The organism is Anatilimnocola aggregata (genome assembly GCF_007747655.1).
Lineage (GTDB): Bacteria > Planctomycetota > Planctomycetia > Pirellulales > Pirellulaceae > Anatilimnocola > Anatilimnocola aggregata.
Window position 1 is genome coordinate 6336819 of sequence record NZ_CP036274.1, and the last position, 19113, is coordinate 6355931.

Annotated in this window: 19 protein-coding genes; 8 read left to right on the forward strand and 11 right to left on the reverse strand. The window is 57.7% G+C overall.

What is annotated here, in order from left to right; translation table 11 throughout:
• Window positions 1-22: 22 nt before the first annotated feature.
• From ETAA8_RS23780 to ETAA8_RS23805, 6 genes are read left to right on the forward strand one after another with little or no spacing between them, the layout of a single operon-like run.
• Window positions 23-1357 (forward strand): type II secretion system F family protein, encoded by a 1335-nt coding sequence (locus ETAA8_RS23780; protein WP_145094341.1) that lies wholly within the window; start codon window positions 23-25, stop codon window positions 1355-1357.
• Between the two features lie 47 nt (window positions 1358-1404).
• A complete protein-coding gene (locus ETAA8_RS23785) occupies window positions 1405-1797 on the forward strand; it encodes a hypothetical protein (protein ID WP_145094344.1) in 393 nt (130 codons plus the stop codon).
• Window positions 1794-2321 (forward strand): pilus assembly FimT family protein, encoded by a 528-nt coding sequence (locus ETAA8_RS23790; protein WP_145094347.1) that lies wholly within the window; start codon window positions 1794-1796, stop codon window positions 2319-2321. The genes ETAA8_RS23785 and ETAA8_RS23790 overlap by 4 nt, the downstream gene beginning before the upstream one ends.
• Window positions 2318-2731, forward strand: a complete 414-nt coding sequence (locus ETAA8_RS23795) for a hypothetical protein (protein WP_145094350.1) — start codon at window positions 2318-2320, stop codon at window positions 2729-2731. Before ETAA8_RS23790 ends, ETAA8_RS23795 begins: the two co-directional genes overlap by 4 nt.
• A 23-nt stretch (window positions 2732-2754) precedes the next feature.
• Window positions 2755-3765, forward strand: a complete 1011-nt coding sequence (locus ETAA8_RS23800; protein ID WP_202921234.1) for a DUF1559 domain-containing protein — start codon at window positions 2755-2757, stop codon at window positions 3763-3765.
• 26 nt (window positions 3766-3791) lie between these two features.
• A complete protein-coding gene (locus ETAA8_RS23805) occupies window positions 3792-4268 on the forward strand; it encodes a hypothetical protein (protein WP_145094353.1) in 477 nt (158 codons plus the stop codon).
• On the opposite strand, the gene ETAA8_RS23810 is transcribed toward ETAA8_RS23805, so the two are convergent.
• From ETAA8_RS23810 to ETAA8_RS23845, 8 genes are all read right to left on the reverse strand, one after another.
• On the reverse strand, window positions 4219-5538 hold the full coding sequence (locus ETAA8_RS23810) for a Gfo/Idh/MocA family protein (RefSeq protein ID WP_145094356.1): 1320 nt from the start codon (window positions 5536-5538) through the stop codon (window positions 4219-4221). The genes ETAA8_RS23805 and ETAA8_RS23810 overlap by 50 nt on opposite strands.
• Before the next feature lie 192 nt (window positions 5539-5730).
• The gene (locus ETAA8_RS23815) at window positions 5731-6030 is read right to left on the reverse strand and encodes a hypothetical protein (protein WP_145094359.1); all 300 of its coding nucleotides are present in this window, start codon (window positions 6028-6030) and stop codon (window positions 5731-5733) included.
• Between the two features lie 45 nt (window positions 6031-6075).
• Entirely contained in the window at window positions 6076-8067 is a 1992-nt protein-coding gene (locus ETAA8_RS23820; protein ID WP_145094362.1) for a DUF1549 and DUF1553 domain-containing protein, read from the reverse strand.
• Window positions 8064-9500 (reverse strand): DUF1501 domain-containing protein, encoded by a 1437-nt coding sequence (locus ETAA8_RS23825; RefSeq protein WP_145094365.1) that lies wholly within the window; start codon window positions 9498-9500, stop codon window positions 8064-8066. The genes ETAA8_RS23820 and ETAA8_RS23825 overlap by 4 nt, the downstream gene beginning before the upstream one ends.
• Window positions 9501-9673: 173 nt before the next feature.
• Window positions 9674-10117, reverse strand: coding sequence for a type II toxin-antitoxin system VapC family toxin (locus tag ETAA8_RS35985; protein WP_145094368.1), 444 nt, complete (start codon window positions 10115-10117; stop codon window positions 9674-9676).
• The gene (locus ETAA8_RS23835; protein WP_145094371.1) at window positions 10114-10347 is read right to left on the reverse strand and encodes a hypothetical protein; all 234 of its coding nucleotides are present in this window, start codon (window positions 10345-10347) and stop codon (window positions 10114-10116) included. The genes ETAA8_RS35985 and ETAA8_RS23835 overlap by 4 nt, the downstream gene beginning before the upstream one ends.
• A gap of 122 nt (window positions 10348-10469) precedes the next feature.
• The gene (gene infC, locus ETAA8_RS23840; RefSeq protein WP_145094375.1) at window positions 10470-10991 is read right to left on the reverse strand and encodes a translation initiation factor IF-3; all 522 of its coding nucleotides are present in this window, start codon (window positions 10989-10991) and stop codon (window positions 10470-10472) included.
• Between the two features lie 308 nt (window positions 10992-11299).
• Window positions 11300-11830, reverse strand: a complete 531-nt coding sequence (locus ETAA8_RS23845) for a helix-turn-helix domain-containing protein (RefSeq protein WP_145094378.1) — start codon at window positions 11828-11830, stop codon at window positions 11300-11302.
• A 413-nt stretch (window positions 11831-12243) separates the two neighbouring features.
• On the opposite strand from ETAA8_RS23845, the gene ETAA8_RS23850 reads away from it, so the two are divergent.
• Window positions 12244-14028, forward strand: a complete 1785-nt coding sequence (locus ETAA8_RS23850; RefSeq protein ID WP_145094381.1) for a c-type cytochrome — start codon at window positions 12244-12246, stop codon at window positions 14026-14028.
• 45 nt (window positions 14029-14073) lie between these two features.
• On the opposite strand, the gene hisG is transcribed toward ETAA8_RS23850, so the two are convergent.
• Window positions 14074-14925, reverse strand: a complete 852-nt coding sequence (gene hisG, locus ETAA8_RS23855; RefSeq protein WP_145094384.1) for an ATP phosphoribosyltransferase — start codon at window positions 14923-14925, stop codon at window positions 14074-14076.
• Between the two features lie 141 nt (window positions 14926-15066).
• Window positions 15067-15444: a phosphoribosyl-ATP diphosphatase gene (gene hisE / locus ETAA8_RS23860; protein WP_238397550.1), complete on the reverse strand. Its 378-nt coding sequence runs from the start codon at window positions 15442-15444 to the stop codon at window positions 15067-15069.
• 256 nt (window positions 15445-15700) lie between these two features.
• Here hisE and miaA point away from each other — a divergent pair, with 256 nt between their 5' ends.
• The gene (miaA, locus tag ETAA8_RS23865; RefSeq protein WP_145094387.1) at window positions 15701-16708 is read left to right on the forward strand and encodes a tRNA (adenosine(37)-N6)-dimethylallyltransferase MiaA; all 1008 of its coding nucleotides are present in this window, start codon (window positions 15701-15703) and stop codon (window positions 16706-16708) included.
• A 2-nt stretch (window positions 16709-16710) separates the two neighbouring features.
• Here the strand turns inward: miaA and ETAA8_RS23870 are convergent, their stop codons facing one another.
• A complete protein-coding gene (locus ETAA8_RS23870) occupies window positions 16711-18984 on the reverse strand; it encodes a hypothetical protein (RefSeq protein ID WP_145094390.1) in 2274 nt (757 codons plus the stop codon).
• Window positions 18985-19113 lie beyond the last annotated feature (129 nt).

Consider the following 19113-nt stretch of genomic DNA (forward strand, 5'->3'; position numbering starts at 1 on the left):
AACGGAGATCGCTGTTTTTCCTATGCAATCCCTTGGTCCACTCACCCTTGTGATTTTCTTGGTGCCAGGCATTGCCCTGCTGATGGCGCTGCGCCTGTTCTATCGCAAAGAAGTGGTAACGTCCGCCAATCAAGCGCGGCTAGCAATCTCGCTGGCCGCGTGGGTAATGATCTTTGTGGCGGTATTCGGCGCTGGCATTGGTACGTTGTCGTTTCTCAGCACCATTTACTTGCCAATGACCTTAATCGCGATTCTGATGCTCATCGATCGCTTTCGCCGCAGCGAGCACCACGCTCTTTTGAACACACTCGCCTTCTCGGCCGAGAAAGGGATCCCCCTGCAGGAAACAGCCCGCGCCTTTGCGCAGGAACATGCCGGAGATGCAGGCGTGCGGGCGCATTGCCTGGCAGAACGTCTGGAGGCAGGTGCGACACTTTCGGAAGCAACCCGGGTGGCCCGCCTGCGATTGTCGACCCCCATGCGCTTGGCGGTGAACATGAGCGACGTTCTCACCCTGCGCGGGCTGACGTTAAAGTCGCAATTGAATTGGGGAAATGAATCTGATGCCGCCCTGCGCACGATCATCAGCCGCCTGGTTTATCTGTGCGTGAGCTTCGTGGCTCTGCAAGTCATCGTGATCTTTGTCATGCTCAAGATCCTGCCTGTCTTTCAAAAGATGTTCGAAGAATTCGGCCTGATCCTACCAGCCATGACTCAGTCCCTGGTCACATTCTCGAAATGGATGGTCATGGAAGGCTGGCTCTTCGCAATTCCCCTGCTGTTGCTGGGACTGGCAGCGGCGTTTGTGGGAATTGTTTTCTATTCCGGCATTTACTCTTTTCCAGTGGTGCCCGGCAGTCAAGCGCGCTCGCGCAATGCGATGCTCCCCGATGTGATGCGGTTTATGGATTGGCTGTTTTTTCTTCGAATGTTTTTCTGGCGCTACGATGCCAGCCTGGTCCTCCGTAGTTTGTCTCTGCTCCTCCAGCAGCATCAGCCGCTGCCGCAAGCGTTGATCCTGCTCGCCAACGTCTATCCACGGCCGAATGTACGGCGGCGATTGACGCGCGCGGCAGTTGAAGTCGAGCAAGGCCGCGACTGGAAGCAGGCGCTGCGCAAGCAGTGGCTGGTAGGACCGGCCGAACTGGCCGTCCTCGCCGCCGCCGAGCGCGCGGGCAATCTGCCTTGGGCACTCGATGAAATGGGAGAAAGCCTGATGCGCCGGCTGACGTATCGCATGATGGTCGTCTATCAATTCGTATACCCCGCCTTACTCCTCTCGTTCGGTTTATTTGTCGGCTATTTTGCCATTGCCATGATGCTGCCACTGTTCGCCTTAATTCAGGGGCTAACATGAGAACAAACCATTCCCAGACCAAGCCCGCGAGACGCGGATTCACACTCGTGGAATTAGCTGCCGCGGGAGTCGTGCTGGTGGCCTGCCTCGCGCTATTTGCTCAAATTCTGTTCTTAGTTGGCAAACAAGAGCGGGCGGCAGAGGCGCGACAAGTTGCTTTGCGAACGGCGGCTAATCGCCTGGAAACACTCCTGGCTAAGAACTGGGATGAACTGACAGTTACCGAACCAACCGCGGAAGCAGCGTCTGCGGAAGTTCTGGCGCTAATTCCTTCCGCAACCATGAGCGTGCAAGTCTCGCTGGCCACCGAGCCGGTCGATCAACCACCCGCGAAACAGATTCGCGTCGAAGTCTCCTGGACAGACTCGGCGGGGGCTTTCGTGCAACCGGTCGGCCTCTCTGCCTGGAAGCATCAGCCGCGCCCGGAGGCTAACGAATGACAACTTGCATTCGCGCCCGTCGGCGCGGCTTTACGATTCTCGAAACCGGCATAGTTGTGACGCTCGTCGGTTTGCTCATTACCGTCATGGTGGTTCTCTTTTCTTCCGTGCTGAAAGCGCAGCGACAAGTCATGCTGCGCGAACGACAGCGGCGCGAATTCGTGCGGCTCGATGCTTTGCTGCGCAGCGATGTGCATGCCGCTACCAAAGCCGCAATCAAGAGCCCGAATGAATGTGAGTTAACGAGTTCTGACGGCTACAGTTGGACCTACGACAAGCAAGACAGTTGGCTCGTGCGCACGCATGCCCAAGGTGGCCGAACACTCCAGCGCGAGTCGTTCTTCCTCCGCCCGGGTTCGGAAGTTCATTTTCAGCTATCTCCGGCCGGCTCGCGCTCGCTGGTCCAACTGAAACTAGAACCCGAGCCGGACGGGCGCCCTGGCGAACACCACCAGCCCCGCTATTTCGCGCAGGTCTTGTTGGGCGGAGCGTTGCCCCCTGTTCGTGAGGAGCCCCAGCCATGACCAGGTACGTTAACCGGCGAACTCGCCGCGGCGCTGCAATTCTTGTGGCCATTGTCTTGCTCGTGGTGGTTGTCACCATTATGGGTATCGTGCTGCGCCAGGTGGCCACCAGCCAGCGCATGACGCGGCAGCAAAGTTGGGAGTTGCAAGCGCAACTGCTAGCCGAGTCGGCCATCGATCGAGCACTCGTACAACTCGAGCGAAACCAAGAATATCGCGGCGAAACCTGGTTACCCCTCGTGGGCGCGGCCCCAGCAGACGAACGTGGTGAGGCGCTCATCAAGTTGACGAAACGACCAGATAGCGATTCTTACGAACTTGTCGTCACTGCCACGTTTCCTAATCATCCGGCACATCGCGCGCTGGTGATGAGTCAGCGAATCGTTCCTCAGCCTGTCCCGACCAAATGAACTCGCCCTTGCGGAGAACTGATATGCGTTACCGAACTGCTGCCTTCACGCTGGTGGAACTGCTCGTGGTCATCGCCATCATCGGGGTTATGGTAGCACTCCTATTGCCGGCCATTCAATCGGCGCGCGAAGCGGCCCGCCGGGCAACCTGCGCCAACCACTTAACGCAGCTGATTCTGGGCATTCAGCAATACGAGCAATCGCACTTGCTCTATCCACCCGGCACCATTGCCCAGAAGTCCCCCATTCAGAACCTGCCCAACGACAAACACTTCAACTGGATTGCCCACATCCTGCCCTACGTCGAGCAGCAAGCGGCTTACAAGAATCTCGATCTCAGTGTGAGCGTGTACGACCTGAAAAATGCGCCGGTAATGGCCATGTCGCCCAAACTGGTAACTTGCCCGTCCAGTGCCGTTTCGGCAAAAGGCTTCAGCGACTACGCCGCCGCGCATCACGACCTGGAAGCGGCGATCGACGAGCAGAACAGCGGCGTCTTTTTTCTCAACAGCAAGTTGCGTTACGAAGACCTTGCCGATGGTGCCGCCAACACCTTGTTTCTTGGCGAAAAACTGACCGATGCCTTCGATCTCGGCTGGCTTTCAGGCACGCGTGCTACGTTGCGCAATGGCGGTGGCCCCATCAATCAGCTCAATTTTCAGAATGGTTTGCCACGTGCGAACCGTCCCAGCGGAGGACCTGTGCCGGGGACGGCCACGGCAGAAGAACAAGCGGTCTCGATGGCACCCCTGCCATTCACTGGCGTCGGTTTCGATGCGCCTGGTTTCGTCCGCGAAGGAACTCAGCCAGGCCCCTATGATCCAAACTTTGTTAGTCGCGATCCCGATTCAACGATTCCCATACCGGCATTCAATAACCCCAACTATGTCGGCAGCTTTGGGAGTTCACACGCGCTCGGTGCGAACTTTGCCTTTGGCGACGGGAACGTGCGATTTTTGGCCGACAACATGGCCCTCTCCCTGTTGCAGGCGCTCATCAATCGCCACGATGGAAAATTGGCCCAGCAACCATAACACGAAAACCGTCACACAACGAACTCATGAACGACCCGCTCGCCACGAATCGACGAACATTCCCGCTGTCGCTCCTGTTCGTGATGCTAACAGGCTTTGCCGTGATGGCAGCGGCCGCTGCGCCCCTGTTTCGGGATCTTGATCTGGAAGATTCTCCCGAGTATCTCGGGGCCATGGTCGGTGGGCTGGTCGCGGGAGCATTGCTCGGAATCATCATCGGGCTGTTTCAATTCCACCGTGGGTGGGGCGTGCTCTATGGCTCGGCGGTCGGCAGCGGAATCGGCATGATCGCCGGCCTCATGACTCGCGTCTCACCCGATCGCGTGGGGGCGCTGATTCAGGCAGTGGTGATCGGCTCGGGAATTCTGCTGATCACCGCGTGGCTGATTCGCCCTGCAATTCCGCCGGACGAGGCAGACATCATCACGGCGGTGGAAGTCCTTGACGAACGACTTAGGCCCCAGTCGGCACCGCCCAATGACCAGCGCGATACTTTCGCGTGAGCATGCTTTGGTCTGGCGCTTCGCCGCTGAATTGTTCCTTTGCCGGGTCAAACGTGAGCACGCGATTCGTCCGGCAAGCGATATTGGCCAGATGCGCCAGTGAAGCGGACAAGTGCCCTTCTTCCACATCGGCGTGCGATCGATTGCCGCTGCGAACACAGTCGATGAAGTTCTGGTGATGGGCAACCAAATCGAACCGGCCACTCATTTCTTCGAGCAACTTGTTGCGTGGGCCAAAGACTTTGAAGCCCTCGCCCTTGCCGAGCAACATGACTCCCTGGGTGCCGTAGAACGCGTTGCCGTTTTCATAACCTTCTTGCACGTAGGGCGACCAATCGCGCTGTTCGTAAATGAGCTGGCGCTTGTTGCCGACCTTGCCATCGCCAGACCATTCGAACACGCAGTATTGGTTGTCGGGAAATTGTTGATCGTCGTCGAAGAAAAACTTGCTTCCCAGAGCGGCGACGGTGTCGGGATGTGTGTTCACACCCAGGCCCCAGCGGGCGATATCGATATCGTGGACGCCGTCGTTGCCAATATCGCCGACGCCGTAGTCGTACCAAAAGCGCCAAATGCCGGGCAGCAAATTGGCCTGAAAGGCGCGCTCGGGAGCCGGCCCCTGCCATAGCTCGAAGTCAAGTTCCGCTGGCGGCTGGCTCGGTGACAGGTGACCGATATTGCGCCGCAGCTGACTGTTCCAGGCCTTTGCCACCAGCACATCGCCAATGATTCCCGACTGCAATAACTCCATCGCCTTGCGAACGTGAGCGGTGCTGCGCGACTGCGTACCGACTTGCACGACGACTTTGTTTTTTCGCGCTGCTTCAATCAGCAAGCGACCTTCGCGCACGTTGTGCGACACTGGCTTTTCGACATACACGTGTTTTTTCGCTTCGCAGGCCAGAATTGCCGCCGGCGAATGCCAATGATCGGGCGTGGCGATCCAGACCGCGTCGACCGCTTTGTCTTTTAGCACGTCTCGCAAATCCTTCGTCGCGACGGGCTTGGGCCGGCCCGATGTTTCGACCAGCTTGGCCGCACTAGTCAGTCGATTCGCATCGACGTCGCAAACATAGGCCAGGCGAATCTCTTTCCGTTGCAGCAAATTGCGCAGGTGGCTGGTTCCCATGCCACCACAGCCGATCAGGGCCACGTTGAGCGGCCGGTTATCGTCGGCAGCACTGGTTGCGCCGACATTCAACGAAACAGTGCTGGCCGCAGCTACGGCAGCAACACCATGCAGGAATTCGCGGCGGGGAAGCTCGCTCATGGGTGGGCCTCATCAAAGGACGGGAGATTGGCAGATCACTTCAACGCATTCGTCTTCAACGCATGCGTCGGGCCGAATCTACTCCGCCGCAGCGCGACAGGCAACCACTTTCCCCCTGTGGTACACCTCAGGCTTTGTCGTGAGCTCATTAGCAGCGGGCACAACGGGGAGCGAGTAAACACCAACAAACATTCACCCTAACCGCACGTGATTGACATTATGGTCAACCATCCATTGCAACCAGGTTTCGTGCTCGTCGGTAAGTGGAATCTCAGCCTTCGACGCCGCATCGAGGGGCGATACGACACACACGACCAGATCGTCGAGCCATTGGCGCGCTTCGACTGGATCGATCCAGTATTCACCTTCCGGCAACTTGGCGGGCGCTCCGTGATCGCCGGGCACAGTCATGAAGTAGACGATCTCCATGCGAAATCGCGTGGGCATCTCGAGCGGGGGAACTTCAGGACGGCCAACAGCGACAATTTGCATGGAACACGTATGCAGCCAAATGACAGAGGGCGAAAGAGACCGGGCCTAATCGAGATAGATCATCTCACTGCTGTTGAGCAACGCCAAGGCGGCTTGCACAATGGCGGCTCCGGTGGGCGCATTGTTCTGATCCTGCCAGCCGCTCGGCAGGGCCAGAGACGAATCAGCTCGCCCAGCGCGAGCGAGCATCGTTGCCTGCTCACTGATGAACTGCTGCAACGCAGTGATTTCGACCGCCGTTGCGTCGCGCGAGAGAATCTTCAGCACTAGGTCGCGCGGCGCATGGTGTGGATCAATCTTGCCGGCAATTTGCTGCGCGGTTTGCAGTACCTGGTCGGAATTGAGCATCAGCAGCGCTTGGGGCGCGGTTGTCGAGCGAATTCGCGAAGGACAACTGGCGTTCGCATCCGGGCGGTCGAAGGCCTCGAACAAGGGATAACGCAAGTTGCGACGAGCAAACAAATAGACACTGCGGCGATAATGATCGGCTTCGCGTTTGCTCGTTTGCCACTGATTCTTTAGCAGTGTGCTGGTTAGTTCCGGGGGCAACGGTGGCATCACTCCGGGGCCACCAGCCCGCGCGTCGAGCATCCCGGCCGCTGCGAGCATGGCATCTCGAATCATCTCGCCGTCCAAGCGACGGCGTGGATAACGACTGAACAGTTGATTCCCGGAGTCTTTTGCTAATCGCGTCTGCCACTCGGCTTGATGGATCGGCTTGCCTGACGAATGACTGGCCTGCCGATAGACGGCCGATTCCACAATCGTGCGGCGCAGGGTCTTCATGCTCCAATCGCGACCGGTGAACTCGGTAGCGAGGTAATCGAGCAGCTCTGGATGAGTGGGCGATTCACCCAGCAGACCAAAATCGCTGGGTGACGCTGAAAGCCCGCGGCCAAAGTGTTGCTGCCAAAGGCGATTGGCCATGACGCGCGCGGTGAGGGGATGGTCGGGCTGCGTAAACCAACGAGCGGCAGCTGCGCGGCGATAGGTCGATTTGGCTTCTGCCGAGGAACTACTCGCCACTGCCGAAATCAGTGCGACAAACTTTTGTTCGCCCAGGTTGGCAATCCGCGGCACATCGGGCTGAAGTTCCGCGCCAGGGCGGCGATGATCGCCGCGAATCCACAATCGCGATTTCTCGGGCTTCGTTACTTCCTTCAGCCACTCGACCGATTGATCCTTTTTCAACTGCACAGCTGGCTCGAAACAGGCCCGCAAACGGAAAAAATCAGCCTGACTGAGCGCATCGTATTTATGGTCGTGGCATTGGGCACACCCTAATTGCAACCCGATGATGACCGACGAAACCATCCCCGTCATTTCGTTCAGTAGATTATGCCGCCGTTCCTGCTGATCGTTCACGTCCGGCATATCGGGCCCAGCCAGGCAAAAGCCTGTGGCAATGCGAGCCTGCTCGTCACCGGGCAGGATCTCATCGCCGGCAAGTTGCAACTGCAAGAAACGGTCGTAAGGCAAATCGTCATTGAGGGCGCGAATTACCCAGTCGCGATACTTCCAGGCCAGCGGCCGGACCTTATCGTGCTCAAAGCCATCCGTCTCTGCGAAGCGGGCCAGATCGAGCCAAGCTTGCCCTGCGTGTTCGCCATGCGCGGGGGACGCGAGCAGTCGATCGACGACGCGCTCGTAAGCATCGGGCGCTGAGTCATCTAAAAACGCACTTCGTTCTCCCAACGTCGGCGGCAATCCAGTCAGGTCAAATGTCACGCGTCGCAGCAATGTTGAGTGGTCGGCGGCTGAGGCCAGCGCAAGTTGTTTCTTCGCCAACTTTTCGAGCACGAACCAGTCGACAGCTGAATTGCTTTGCTGGTTAGCATCCGCAACCGTGGGAACCGCGGGCTTCACTAGCGGCTGAAAAGCCCAGTGATCTCGATCGGCCGCTGTAATCGGCAATTCTACAATCGGCCGCTCATCAGCAACGACCTCGCGTTTGCTATCCTCAAGTTCCTCTTCTGCATTCGATTGCGGCATCAAGAGCAGAGTGAAACAGATTGAATAACTAAGCCAGCGCATCATGCGAGCACCTCGTGCACGACATGCGCCTCAGCTGGTCCAGTAAGCCGTTCTTCCAAGCCATTGTGAAAGTAGGTGAGTTCGTCGAATTTCAGCCCAAGCAAGTGCAAGATCGTCGCATGCAGGTTTTTAATTGGCACAGGCTTGTCTTCAGCCCGCAGACCGACGGCATCGGTGCTGCCGTAACGCATGCCACCTTTCACGCCGCCACCAGCCAGCCAGACCGTATATCCCCAGGGATTATGATCGCGACCGGTTCCTTGTTCGCTCATGGGCATGCGACCGAACTCGCCGCCCCAAATTACGAGTGTATCGTTCCACAGTCCGCGACGTTTCAGATCGTGCAAAAGCGCGGCGACCGGCTGATCTGTGGCGCGACAATGCTGCGTGTGATTGGTGAGGACGTTGCTGTGAGCATCCCAGCCGTTGGTATCGCCCGAGTAAACCTGCACGAAGCGCACGCCGCGTTCGATCATTCGCCGCGCGAGCAAACAGCGCTGCCCGAATGAACGGGTGTGAGTTTCGTCAAGACCATACAATCGCTGCGTTTCTGCGGTCTCATCCTGCAGGTTGACGAGTTCCGGCGCTGTGCTCTGCATGCGGAACGCCAGTTCGTAGGCGCGAATGCGAGCGGCCAGTTCATCGTCACCATCGCGAGCATCAAGGTGCGCACGATTGAACTGCTGTACCAGATCGAGCGTTGCTCGCTGCTGGGTACCCGATAGTTCTTTGGGAGGTCGCAAGTTGAGCAGCGGGGAATCACCGGGCCGCATGGTGATGCCTTGATACGTGGCTGGCAAAAAGCCGCTACCCCACGCAGGTGGTCCACCTTTCACGCCGCCGCCTGGATCGGGCAACACCACATAAGCAGGTAGATCGCGATTCTCACTACCCAGGCCATAGGCGACCCAACTCCCCACGCTGGGCCGACCCATCAGGATGCTGCCGGTGTTCATCTGATAAACCGACTGCGGATGATTCACACTGTCGCCGCACACGCTATGGAGCATGCACAGTTCATCCGCATGCTTCGCGGTCTCCGGGAGCAGGTCGCTGATCGCATGGCCGCATTCACCATGCTGCCGAAGCGGCTTGATCGGCGCGAGCAGCGGATTCTGCGCGACCTTGCGCCGCGTCATCACTTCGCCAAACGAATCAGGGAGCGGCTTGCCACTCAACTTGACTAAGTCAGGCTTCGCTTCGAACAGGTCCACGTGACTCGGCCCGCCATGCATGAAGAGCCAGATCACCCGTTTCACCCGCGGCGCGAAATGGGGTGGGCGAGTCGCAGTTTCTTTGCCGGTCGACTCATTGGCACGCAGGCCGTTCGACTCCTCGGCCAGTAGTGAAGCCAAGGCCATCAGGCCAAAGCCTCCACCCGCGCGCGTTAAAAAATCGCGGCGATTTCGCGACGAGAGAGGAAGGTGCTGCTGCATGGCGCATTATCACCGGCGGAGAGAGCGGTCAATTACCGACACCGCTCGATTATAGCCGGATGAACCTCACTCACCGCAAATAGAATTTAGCGGCTAGAAGTTGTGGAACGTGGCAGAGTGCGATCTGGGAACTTAGAACAAGTGAGTCATCGGCGAACTCAAGAACCACATCGTCAAATTCTTGGATCGACGATCGTGACCGGCAAATTCCTGAAATCAGCGGCATTGAAAGTCATAAGACGGGTGATGCCGTACGATTGCATGACAGCGACAAGTCGCACGTCGTGCGCGCGAAAGCCCGTTACGTTGTGCGTTTCGACCAACGACTGCCAAAGCAAAGTTAAATCCTCTCGGTCAGGCAGAAACGTGAAACGCCTCCGAAAGAACCGAAGCCAATGGACCGTTTGGGCCGGCGACATGCCAAGGCCGTTTCGTCCGCTGGGCGGTGGCCCTGTAGAGCGGGTGGCAACGGCCCAGAATTCAAAGACAGATTGAGGAACAATAACGAGTTGCTCACCTTGGGCTAGCAATGAGTGAATCGTTGCTCGGACAAGGGCACACTGCGAATCACTCGCGCGGACGATACGTACGAGCAGATTCGTATCGAGAAGGATCATTCCCCAACCTGGCGAGTGTAAATGTTTTCGCGAGAGTCATCCACGAAATCAACCTTAACCATGTGGGAAGACATTTCGGCGAACATGTCTTCATTCGCCAAAGGGGCAGCAGTGCCAGGGGCGAAGCTGGAGTCGCCAACGAAGACAATCGCTTCACTCACTTCACCGTGCATACCGATGAGTTTCGCAGCGATTTCCTGTTTCGTTCCTCGCAGAACTACTGGATTCATGCTGGGTTGCCCCTACCTCTCCACTTGGAAGCCGAGATGGGCTTCCTACTTTATTTATCTTCGCTGTGGGAATTGCAGACGGCAAGTCCATTCGCCCGAAGCCAAGCTGCCGGCGATCCGCACTATGCCTGCTTCGGCACGACCATGGCGATCATCCGCTTTTGCTGCTGCTGCGGCGGCGACTCGAGCTTGCCAACTTCGAGCAGCTTGGTGATGACCTGGTCCATCACTTTGCGGCCTTCGTCGATGTGAGCCAGTTCGCGACCGCGGAAGATGACCGAGACCTGCACCTTGTCTTTGTGCTCGAGAAAGCCCACGGCTTGCTTGACCTTGAATTCGATATCGTGGTCGCCCGTCTTGGGGCGCAAGCGAATTTCTTTGGTCTTGGGATGGTGCGCGGTTTGATGCGACTTTTTGTTCTGCTGATACTTGAACTTGCCGTAGTCCATGATGCGGCACACCGGCGGCCGATCATTGGGAGCAACTTCTACCAGATCCAAGTCGGATTCGCGCGCTTTCGCGAGTGCGGTATCCACGGGCATGATGCCCAATTGAGCCCCATCGGCTCCGATCACACGTACGGGAGAAATTCGAATCTGCTCGTTAATACGAGTCTTCTGGTCGGCTGGAGGGATCGCAGGCACCCTTTCGAATCAAAGGAAAAAACTCAGCCGATTCGGCGGACGTCGTTGCCCACCCATCAAGCTGCTAGAACTTGCAAGCATACCATAAACATACGTCACGCCAGCTGCCAAAAGGTGAGGCCAAATCAGGCCCGCCACGATTCGCAGCAAAGCATAGCGCCGCAACGTGTTACTAGTATTTGCTATCGGAGCAACCCAAGTCAACAGTATCGGCGTGAAACTGCCACAGAAAAAGAGCTTCTGGGCAGTTGAAAAGAACAACTGGCAGGGGCCGGAGTGAGTCGCTCACCGCGATCAGAACTAGTTCGTTAATCGTCGTCGCAGTAGTCGCCACCTTCAACCGAGATTGGATTTTGGGCGATGCGGCCCATTTCGTCGAGGGTACGACGCTGGCCAACGCTGTGCCAAGGTCCGACTTCGCGCAGTTCGGGCATGATTTCAACGAGTTGTTCAATCAGGTTCTCAGCCATCCGCCGAGTGTTATTGTTGGGAGCATCTTCGAGCAGCGCTGCGGCCGTTTTCATCAGCCGCACCATCCGCGCTCGCTCCATCACGGGACGAGACAGAGGTTCCTCGGTTTCCACCAAGAGTTCACCAATCGGCACTTCGAGCGCGGCCTGCCAACGATAGAGATCGCTGAGTCGCAAATCCGATGTCGATTGTTCTTGGGCTCGAATTGTTCGCACATCGAGTCCCAAGTGCCGCGAAGCGGTTCGCAGCGTCATTCCCTGTTGCAGTCGAACCTCTTCAATTCGGTGCAATGGTTGACCGGGCGCATTGCCTTTGCGCGGCGGTCCCTGCCCGTCGTAACGAAACACACTCAATTCCGCCGTCGACATATCCTGCTCCTTTAACGCTGCCGTGGGCAACGGTCTCTGTTCCTCTGCCCGCGGCTGACACTCGCCTGGCAGATAAGTCTGCTAGCTTTGCGCAGCAACGCTCTTTAGAAATGGATGCGCAGCAGGTTTAGCGCGTTCCCTCTCCGTGAATGATTTTCCCGCCATAAGCGAAAAAGTTGCCGGATTTCTGCGCAAAAAGATTGACACCGTTTGCTGGGCATTCATCAGCCAGCGACGTTAACCACTTGCAACGATGATGGTTGCGAAAAGAGTTCGAGTGCTGGCTTTTCTCGGGGAAGTTTTTGCGGCGGGTCGCGCGACTTTACTGCCACTACACCGCAAGAGAGTGTCGCCTCGATTATAATTTTCAGGTGCTGACTACCTCCCACCTCGAACGGGTTTCACGCTCTGCCATGTTGACGCACTTGCTTCGCACCGTTTGCCTTTCACTCGTGTTGGCTCTCGGTTTATTCACCTTCGGTACTTCGACCGCCTGTGCTCAAGCCGGCGCTGCTGGCCCTCTCCTCAAACTGTTGCAAAGCGGGCGATTGCCGAAAGAACGGCAGCCCCAAGTGGTTGAAATGGTGGTGACCCGCGGTGGTCCGGATGATCTGGCATTTATCGTCGGCGAGGTGATTAAGGACGATGCGTTCTCCGCGCCACTTCGTCGACAATCGCTGACCTGGTTAGCCGATGCCGCCCGCGTGCGGAAAGTGGTTCCCAGCGGTGACTTGAGCGCGATCAAGCAACTGCTGACGGGAGACGTTACCAAGCGCGACCCGGCCATCATCAATGGTGCCATCGAACTGGCCGGACTCTGGAAAGTGGCAGCGGTTCGCCCGCAACTGCAAGAGTTAGCGCAAAGCGACAAGACTCCCGCAGCCTTGCGCCGTGCAGCCATCGGCGGCCTCGTTTCGCTGGGCGACGCCGAGAGCAAACAGACCATTCGCGATCTGGCATCTTCCGGCAAGTCCGTCCAACTCCGACTGCTCGCGGCTGCGGAACTCGCAGCAATCGACCTCGAGGCGGCAGCCGCTGCTGCGGGAACGATTATTCCCGAATTGACTTCAAAAATTGATCCCGCTCCACTGCTCGATGCGATTCTGGGACGGAAGGAAGGTGCCGAAAAACTAGCTGCACAACTGAAAGACAAAAAGATTCCTGAAGAGGCTGCGAAGATTAGCCTGCGGCATATGTACAGCGTGGGTCGCAGCGATGCCGCCCTTTCGGACGTCCTGAGCCAAGCGGCGAACATCGCCCTCGATGCTCCTCCACCAACGCAAGAAGAAGCTGCGAAAATTGCCGCAGAAGTGATGGCAAAAGGCAACGCTGAACGGGGTGAACAGATTTTTCGTCGCAAAGATCTATCGTGCATCAAGTGCCATAGCATCGCCCAAGCTGGCGGCCAGGTTGGCCCCGAACTCACGGCGCTCGGTTCGATTTCGCCTGCCGACTACGTGGTGAACTCAATTCTCAATCCGAATCTGGCCATTAAAGAGCAATATGTCACTCGCGTATTGCTGACCGCCGACGGCGGCGTAGTGACTGGCATCGTCATCGACCGCGACGATACGCGAGTCCGCGTGCGCGATGCTGCGGGCAAGATCCTCACCATTCCGGCAGCTGACATCGAAGATGAAGCCGAAGGAAAATCGCTGATGCCGCAAGGGCTGACGAAATTCCTCACGCACGACGAGTTTCTCGACCTGGCTCGCTTCGTCTCGGAACTTGGCAAACCAGGGCCCTATGCCGTGCGCAAAGTGCCAACCATTCAGCGCTGGCGGGTTCTCAGTTCGCCTGAAAAATTGGTGCTCGATGAAGTTCCCAACGTCGAACTGCTGCGCGAGCACGTGCTCGATACTCCCGATTCGGCCTGGACTACTTCCTATGGCATGGCGGGCGGCGATTTCCCGCTTGCCGAACTGAGTAGCGGCAGCGAAGGGGCTGCTCTCTATTTGCAGGGCCAGTTCGACGTGATTGACACCGGCGAGATCGAACTCGAACTCACCGCGCCAACGGGAACGGTCTGGTGGCTTGATGCCGAACCATTCGAAGGGACCACGCTCGCTAAGCGAGAGATTGCCACCGGTACGCACCGCGTGACCATTCGGGTTCCTAAGGCCGCTGGGAAACTCCGCATGGAAATTCGCAAACCGACCGATTCCACGGCGAACTACACCGTACTTGGCGGCCAGTAATTTTTCTTTTCTGGCCGCGAATTTGGGCAACCAACAGACCGGTGTTTACAGCCGGCAATTGTTGATCTGTGTCTCTAGTATGGCGTGAGCGCCAACCGCCTCGAGTTTCTCCATCACTTCAATGACTTCGCTGCGGCGAACCATCACGCGAACTGCACACCACGCAGGATCTTCGAGCGCGTTGACCGTGGGACTGTTAAAGCCGGGCGTAATCTTCTCGGCATCGGCTAACTTCGTACGAGGAATGTTGTATTCCAGCAACGAGTACGCACGGGCGATGACCACTCCTTCCAAACGTCGCACCACTCGATCGGCCAGCGCCCCTTCGCGGCGCTGGCGATTCTGAATGAGCACGGTCGAGTAGCGACCGATTTCGTCGAGCACTTTCAGGCGATTCGCGGCCAGCGTACTGCCGGTTTCTACCAGATCGACAATGGCATCGGCCACGCCGAGGGCAATCATCACTTCGACCGAACCACTTAGTTCGACCATGTGAACATCGGCGTTGTGCGCTTTGAGATACTTGCGAGTAACATTCGGGAAACTAGTGGCGACTCGCTTGCCGTTGAGTTGCGCGGCCTCATGAATATCGCCATCTTCACTCACACAGAGGGCCAGTTTGCACTTGCCCACCCCCAGATCAAGCCGTTCGATCACATCGGCACCCGATTCGGCCAGCAGATCGCTGCCGGTAAGCCCCATGTCAATCGCGCCTTCGGCCACCAACACGGGAATGTCTTCGGTACGCAGAAAAGTGATGTCGATAGGCATTTCGCCGCAGCGAGCGAACAAGCTCCGCTCTTGACGGCGAAAGCTGAGGCCCGCTTGCTTCAAAATTTCGGCGGCAAGTTCACTGAGGCGGCCTTTGCTGGGGACACCGATCCGGAGGTTCGACATGAGAATTCAATCGCTCGTTGCAGTTGTTCGTTCAATCGGGCGGCTGCGGAAGAAAACTCCAGCAGCCAGATTCTATAGTTCGACCCTCGCAATCCCGCAGGATCACTCGGGTCAATTCAGACGGTAGAGGGGAGAGAGGGACTAGCCCTTGGGTGGCCGGGCCATTTTTTCATCGAGACCGCTCATGCCAAACCGGCGAGCAATCTCGGCTTCAACTTCCGCCCAACTCACTTCTTGCAGTGCGAGCAAGACCAGCAGGTGGTAAACGACGTCAGCAGCCTCGGCGATCACATGCTTGCGGCCTGGTTCGCCCTGCTCGTACGCGGCTTCGACCACTTCGCGGGCTTCTTCCTGGATCTTGCCGCCGATCTTGACGACTCCTCCCTGCAACAGCGTGGTCGTGTACGATTTGGCAGGCGGGTTACGCTTGCGGTCCTCGATCACGGCCATCAATCGGGAAACCACCGACGAATCGGTGGCAGACGGAGAAACGGGGGCGTTCGGTAGTGTGGCGGTCACGTTTGTCTCGTTGCTTGCGGCAAAATTCTGCGGGATGGATACTGGGAACCCCAGCAGCATGATCGCGATCGCCGCGAGACAAGGGAGTGGAGACATTCCGCCGATGCCGGACAAGTCAATCAGGCACGCGATCCCCGCTGAGGTACTTAAATATCCTAAATCCAGTTGCCCAAACCCGCAATCCGTGCGGTCCGAAGTAGCTTGCCGCAAGGCGATTTTCCTGCGGAATTCCTCCCGCAAAGTTAGCTAGAACCTTATGAATTCCTCGGATTACAGCTCGACCTTCATTCCCGGCGACATTCCGCCCACGCCAGCGCTGCGCGACTGCTGGTTTTTGACTGGGCCAACTGCGGCCGGCAAGACAAAAGTCGGCATTCAACTGGCCCACAAACTTGATGCCGAGATCATTTCGCTCGATTCGATGGCCCTGTACACGGGAATGGACATCGGCACGGCCAAGCCATCTGCAGTCGAGCGAAACGCGGTGCCCCATCACTTGCTCGACGTCTTGCCGCCGAATGAGGAATACAGCCTGAGCGAGTATTTGGACGCCGCGCATACCTGTGTGGACGAGATCCGAAGTCGCGGCAAGCAAGTGCTATTCGTGGGTGGCACGCCACTCTATCTAAAATCCCTGCTGCGAGGAGCCTATCAAGGCCCGCCAGCAGACTGGGAATTTCGCCAGCAAATCGAAAAGGAACTGGCCGAAGTCGGCATCGATGCCTTGCACGAACGGTTGCAAGTCATCGACCCACTCATGGCTTCCAAGCTTCATCCGCGCGATAAACGCCGGATCGTGCGGGCCCTGGAAGTCTTTCGCTTGACTGGCCAGCCGTTGAGTCATCAGCAAAATCAGTTCGACGATTCTCGCTCGGCGGCCGAGAGTCATGTCTATGTGCTGCAATGGCCGCGCGAGTTGCTTCATCAACGAATCGAAGCTCGCGTCGATCAAATGTTCGCAGCGGGCCTGGTTGAAGAAGTGAAGGCGCTGGTCGCCCAATATGGCCAGCTAAGTCGCACTGCAGCTCAGGCGGTCGGCTATCGCGAAGTGTTGGAATTTTTGCAGCTGATTCCCAGCGAAAAGAACCAACCTCCGGTCTCGATTGGCCAGTGCATCGACTTTGTCAAAATCCGCACCCGACAGTTCGCCAAACGGCAAGAAACCTGGTTCCGCAGCTTGAGCGAATGCACCTTCGTGCCGGCCGATGTGGATCATTCGCCGCAGCAGGTGGCAGAAATGATTATCGGATTGAAGCAGGCTTGAACTCAATCCAGCTTGATCTGCCGGAAGATCGGCAGATGCCGGTAATAGACTTCGAGCGTGCAAACCGAGAGCGAAGTCATATAGATGCGACCACCGCGGTCGGCATGATCGCCGCGCGGGGCCCAACTGCCGGCTGCGTGGCCGCTGTTCTCTTGTGTGGAGGTGAGGACATCTCGCATTTTGAGATTCCAGGCGTCCCACTCTTCACCGCCGTAATGATGCATTGTTTGCGTGGCGTAGTACCAATAGTAGAGATTGGGATTACCCTTCAGCGGCAAGTGGTCTTCGACCAGCCGTTGCACTCCGCGCTTCAGTGCCGGGTTCTGCTTCTTATTCCAGCCGAGATACATCCGGCAAAGCAAAGCTTCGGCGCTCATCGTCGGCGTGGGAGCATAACCGGCCATGTAGCCGTATTGCGACCCGTCTTTGGTGCACCGATCGAGATACGCACTAGCCCGCAACAGCGTGCGTTCGGGCACATTCAGATTCGCCGCGCGAGCACTTTGCAGGGCCATCAGTTGCCAGCCGACGACGCTGGTATCGCCGCGATCATTGCTTGGGCCGGGCTGATAGCGCCAACCACCATCGTTGAACTGCGCCTTCACGACAAAATCGGTAGCCTTTTGAGCTGGAATGCGCAATTCTTCATCACCGGTCATGGCGAAGGCTTCGCAGAGCACGATCGCTGCCTGGCCATGCGTGTACATGCCGGCATTGCTGCGTTCGTCATGACGCAGATCGCCGTTTTCTTTTTGATGCTGCACGAGCCAGCGCAGGCCTCGCGAAACGGTCCCCTTATGCTTGCCGGCGAGATGCGTTTGACCGGCACCGAGAAACGGTAACATGGCCAGCGCGGTACCCGGCGCCTTCGTGTGAAAATGGCCGCGGCCGCCGCAGTTACAGTCGTGCACACTTTCAAAATCGTCGAGTCGCCAACTGCCATCGTTGCTTTGATGATTGGCCAACCATCGCAAGCCACGCGCGACCGCTGCTTCGGTCATGGTAGTGCCACCTTCCTGAGTCACCATTTCGACACGCAGCCGAGGATCTCGGGCAGCAAGTGCCTGGCGCACTCCAGTGGCATTTTCGACCTGCTTCTTCACCACATCAACATTGGCCAGATGCTGAACGGCTTCATTGTCGAGTCGCAACTCGCGTGCATCCTGATTGGCGGCCACCAGCGATTTGATCTCGTCGGGATTCTTCAGATCGATCTTTTCCGGCAGGGGCATATCAAACTGAGCGCGCACATCGGGTGGCAGCACCAGCGCATCGCCACCTTCCACCCGTTCGTGACTGATATTGGCCGAGAGAATAATCATTGGCCCTTCCTCCTCGTCTTCGGGCACCGTAAACATCGCGAGCAATGTCAGGGCGATCAGATGCACCAAACCACTGATCATCCAAGCTGGCATGGCATCGAGAAAACGCTTCAGCCAATCGACTTCCTCCACTGGCTTAGGCGGAGGTGCGGTTCGTCGCTGCTGAGGTGTTGGTTTCGCGGCCGGTGGTGGTGGCGGAGCGATCACTCGCTTTTCCGGCACAGCAGGTGCCGGCGGCGCGACAACAGCGACCGCAGCAGCGTTAACGACAGGCTCTGCTTTGCGAACCGGCGGTGGGAGGACCTTGGGCGGAGCGACCGGCGCAGTTGGTTGCGGACTCTTACCCACTGGGCCAACGGCAACACCAGGCGAAGTGGATTTGGGCGTCGTCGAGATTGGTGCCGGCGATTTCGGCGGCGCTGGCTTCAAGGCACTCGGCGCTTTAGCCGCGGGGGGCGAAACTGGCGGCGGAGTGACTTTGGCTGTTGCTGCAGGCGCAATCGGCACTGTCGGTTTGGCGGCAGGCGGGGCAACTTTCGCCAGCGCTGGCTTTCGTGCCTCCAGCAGTTTGCCGATTTCCCGCTCTTGCTCTTCGGTCAGATCGATGCTGATGCCACAGCGCCAGCAGTCGGCGGTCATCAGCCACAACCGAACCGACATCGGCGCTTTGCAGTCGGGACAACCGCAGAGAACCGTTTCGCCATCGAGCCAAAACCGGGCCTTGGCACCATTCGATGGCAAGGAGGAGGCCACAATCGGCCGTTCCAACACCGGGATCGCACTATCGAACAGAGGCAGTTCCGTGTGGGACTGCATGTCGAAGGTAGGGATCGTATTCTCGGGCTGAGTGGGAAGAGGCGCGCTAGTCGTCTGCAACGGTAGGAAATCGAAGCCGATTTCCCCCGGTCCAAAGCTATGCTGCAGTTCGGAATCTTGATTCGTCTGGGTGCTCATGCCCACCTAAAGGCCGGGCAGTCGTACGAATGACAAGCGCCCGAAGCATTGGAGAAAAGACCTGACTCTGTTCTAGATGGCCCGCTCAGCCCTGCATTGTAACCGAGAAATTTCCCCGGGGACAAATTT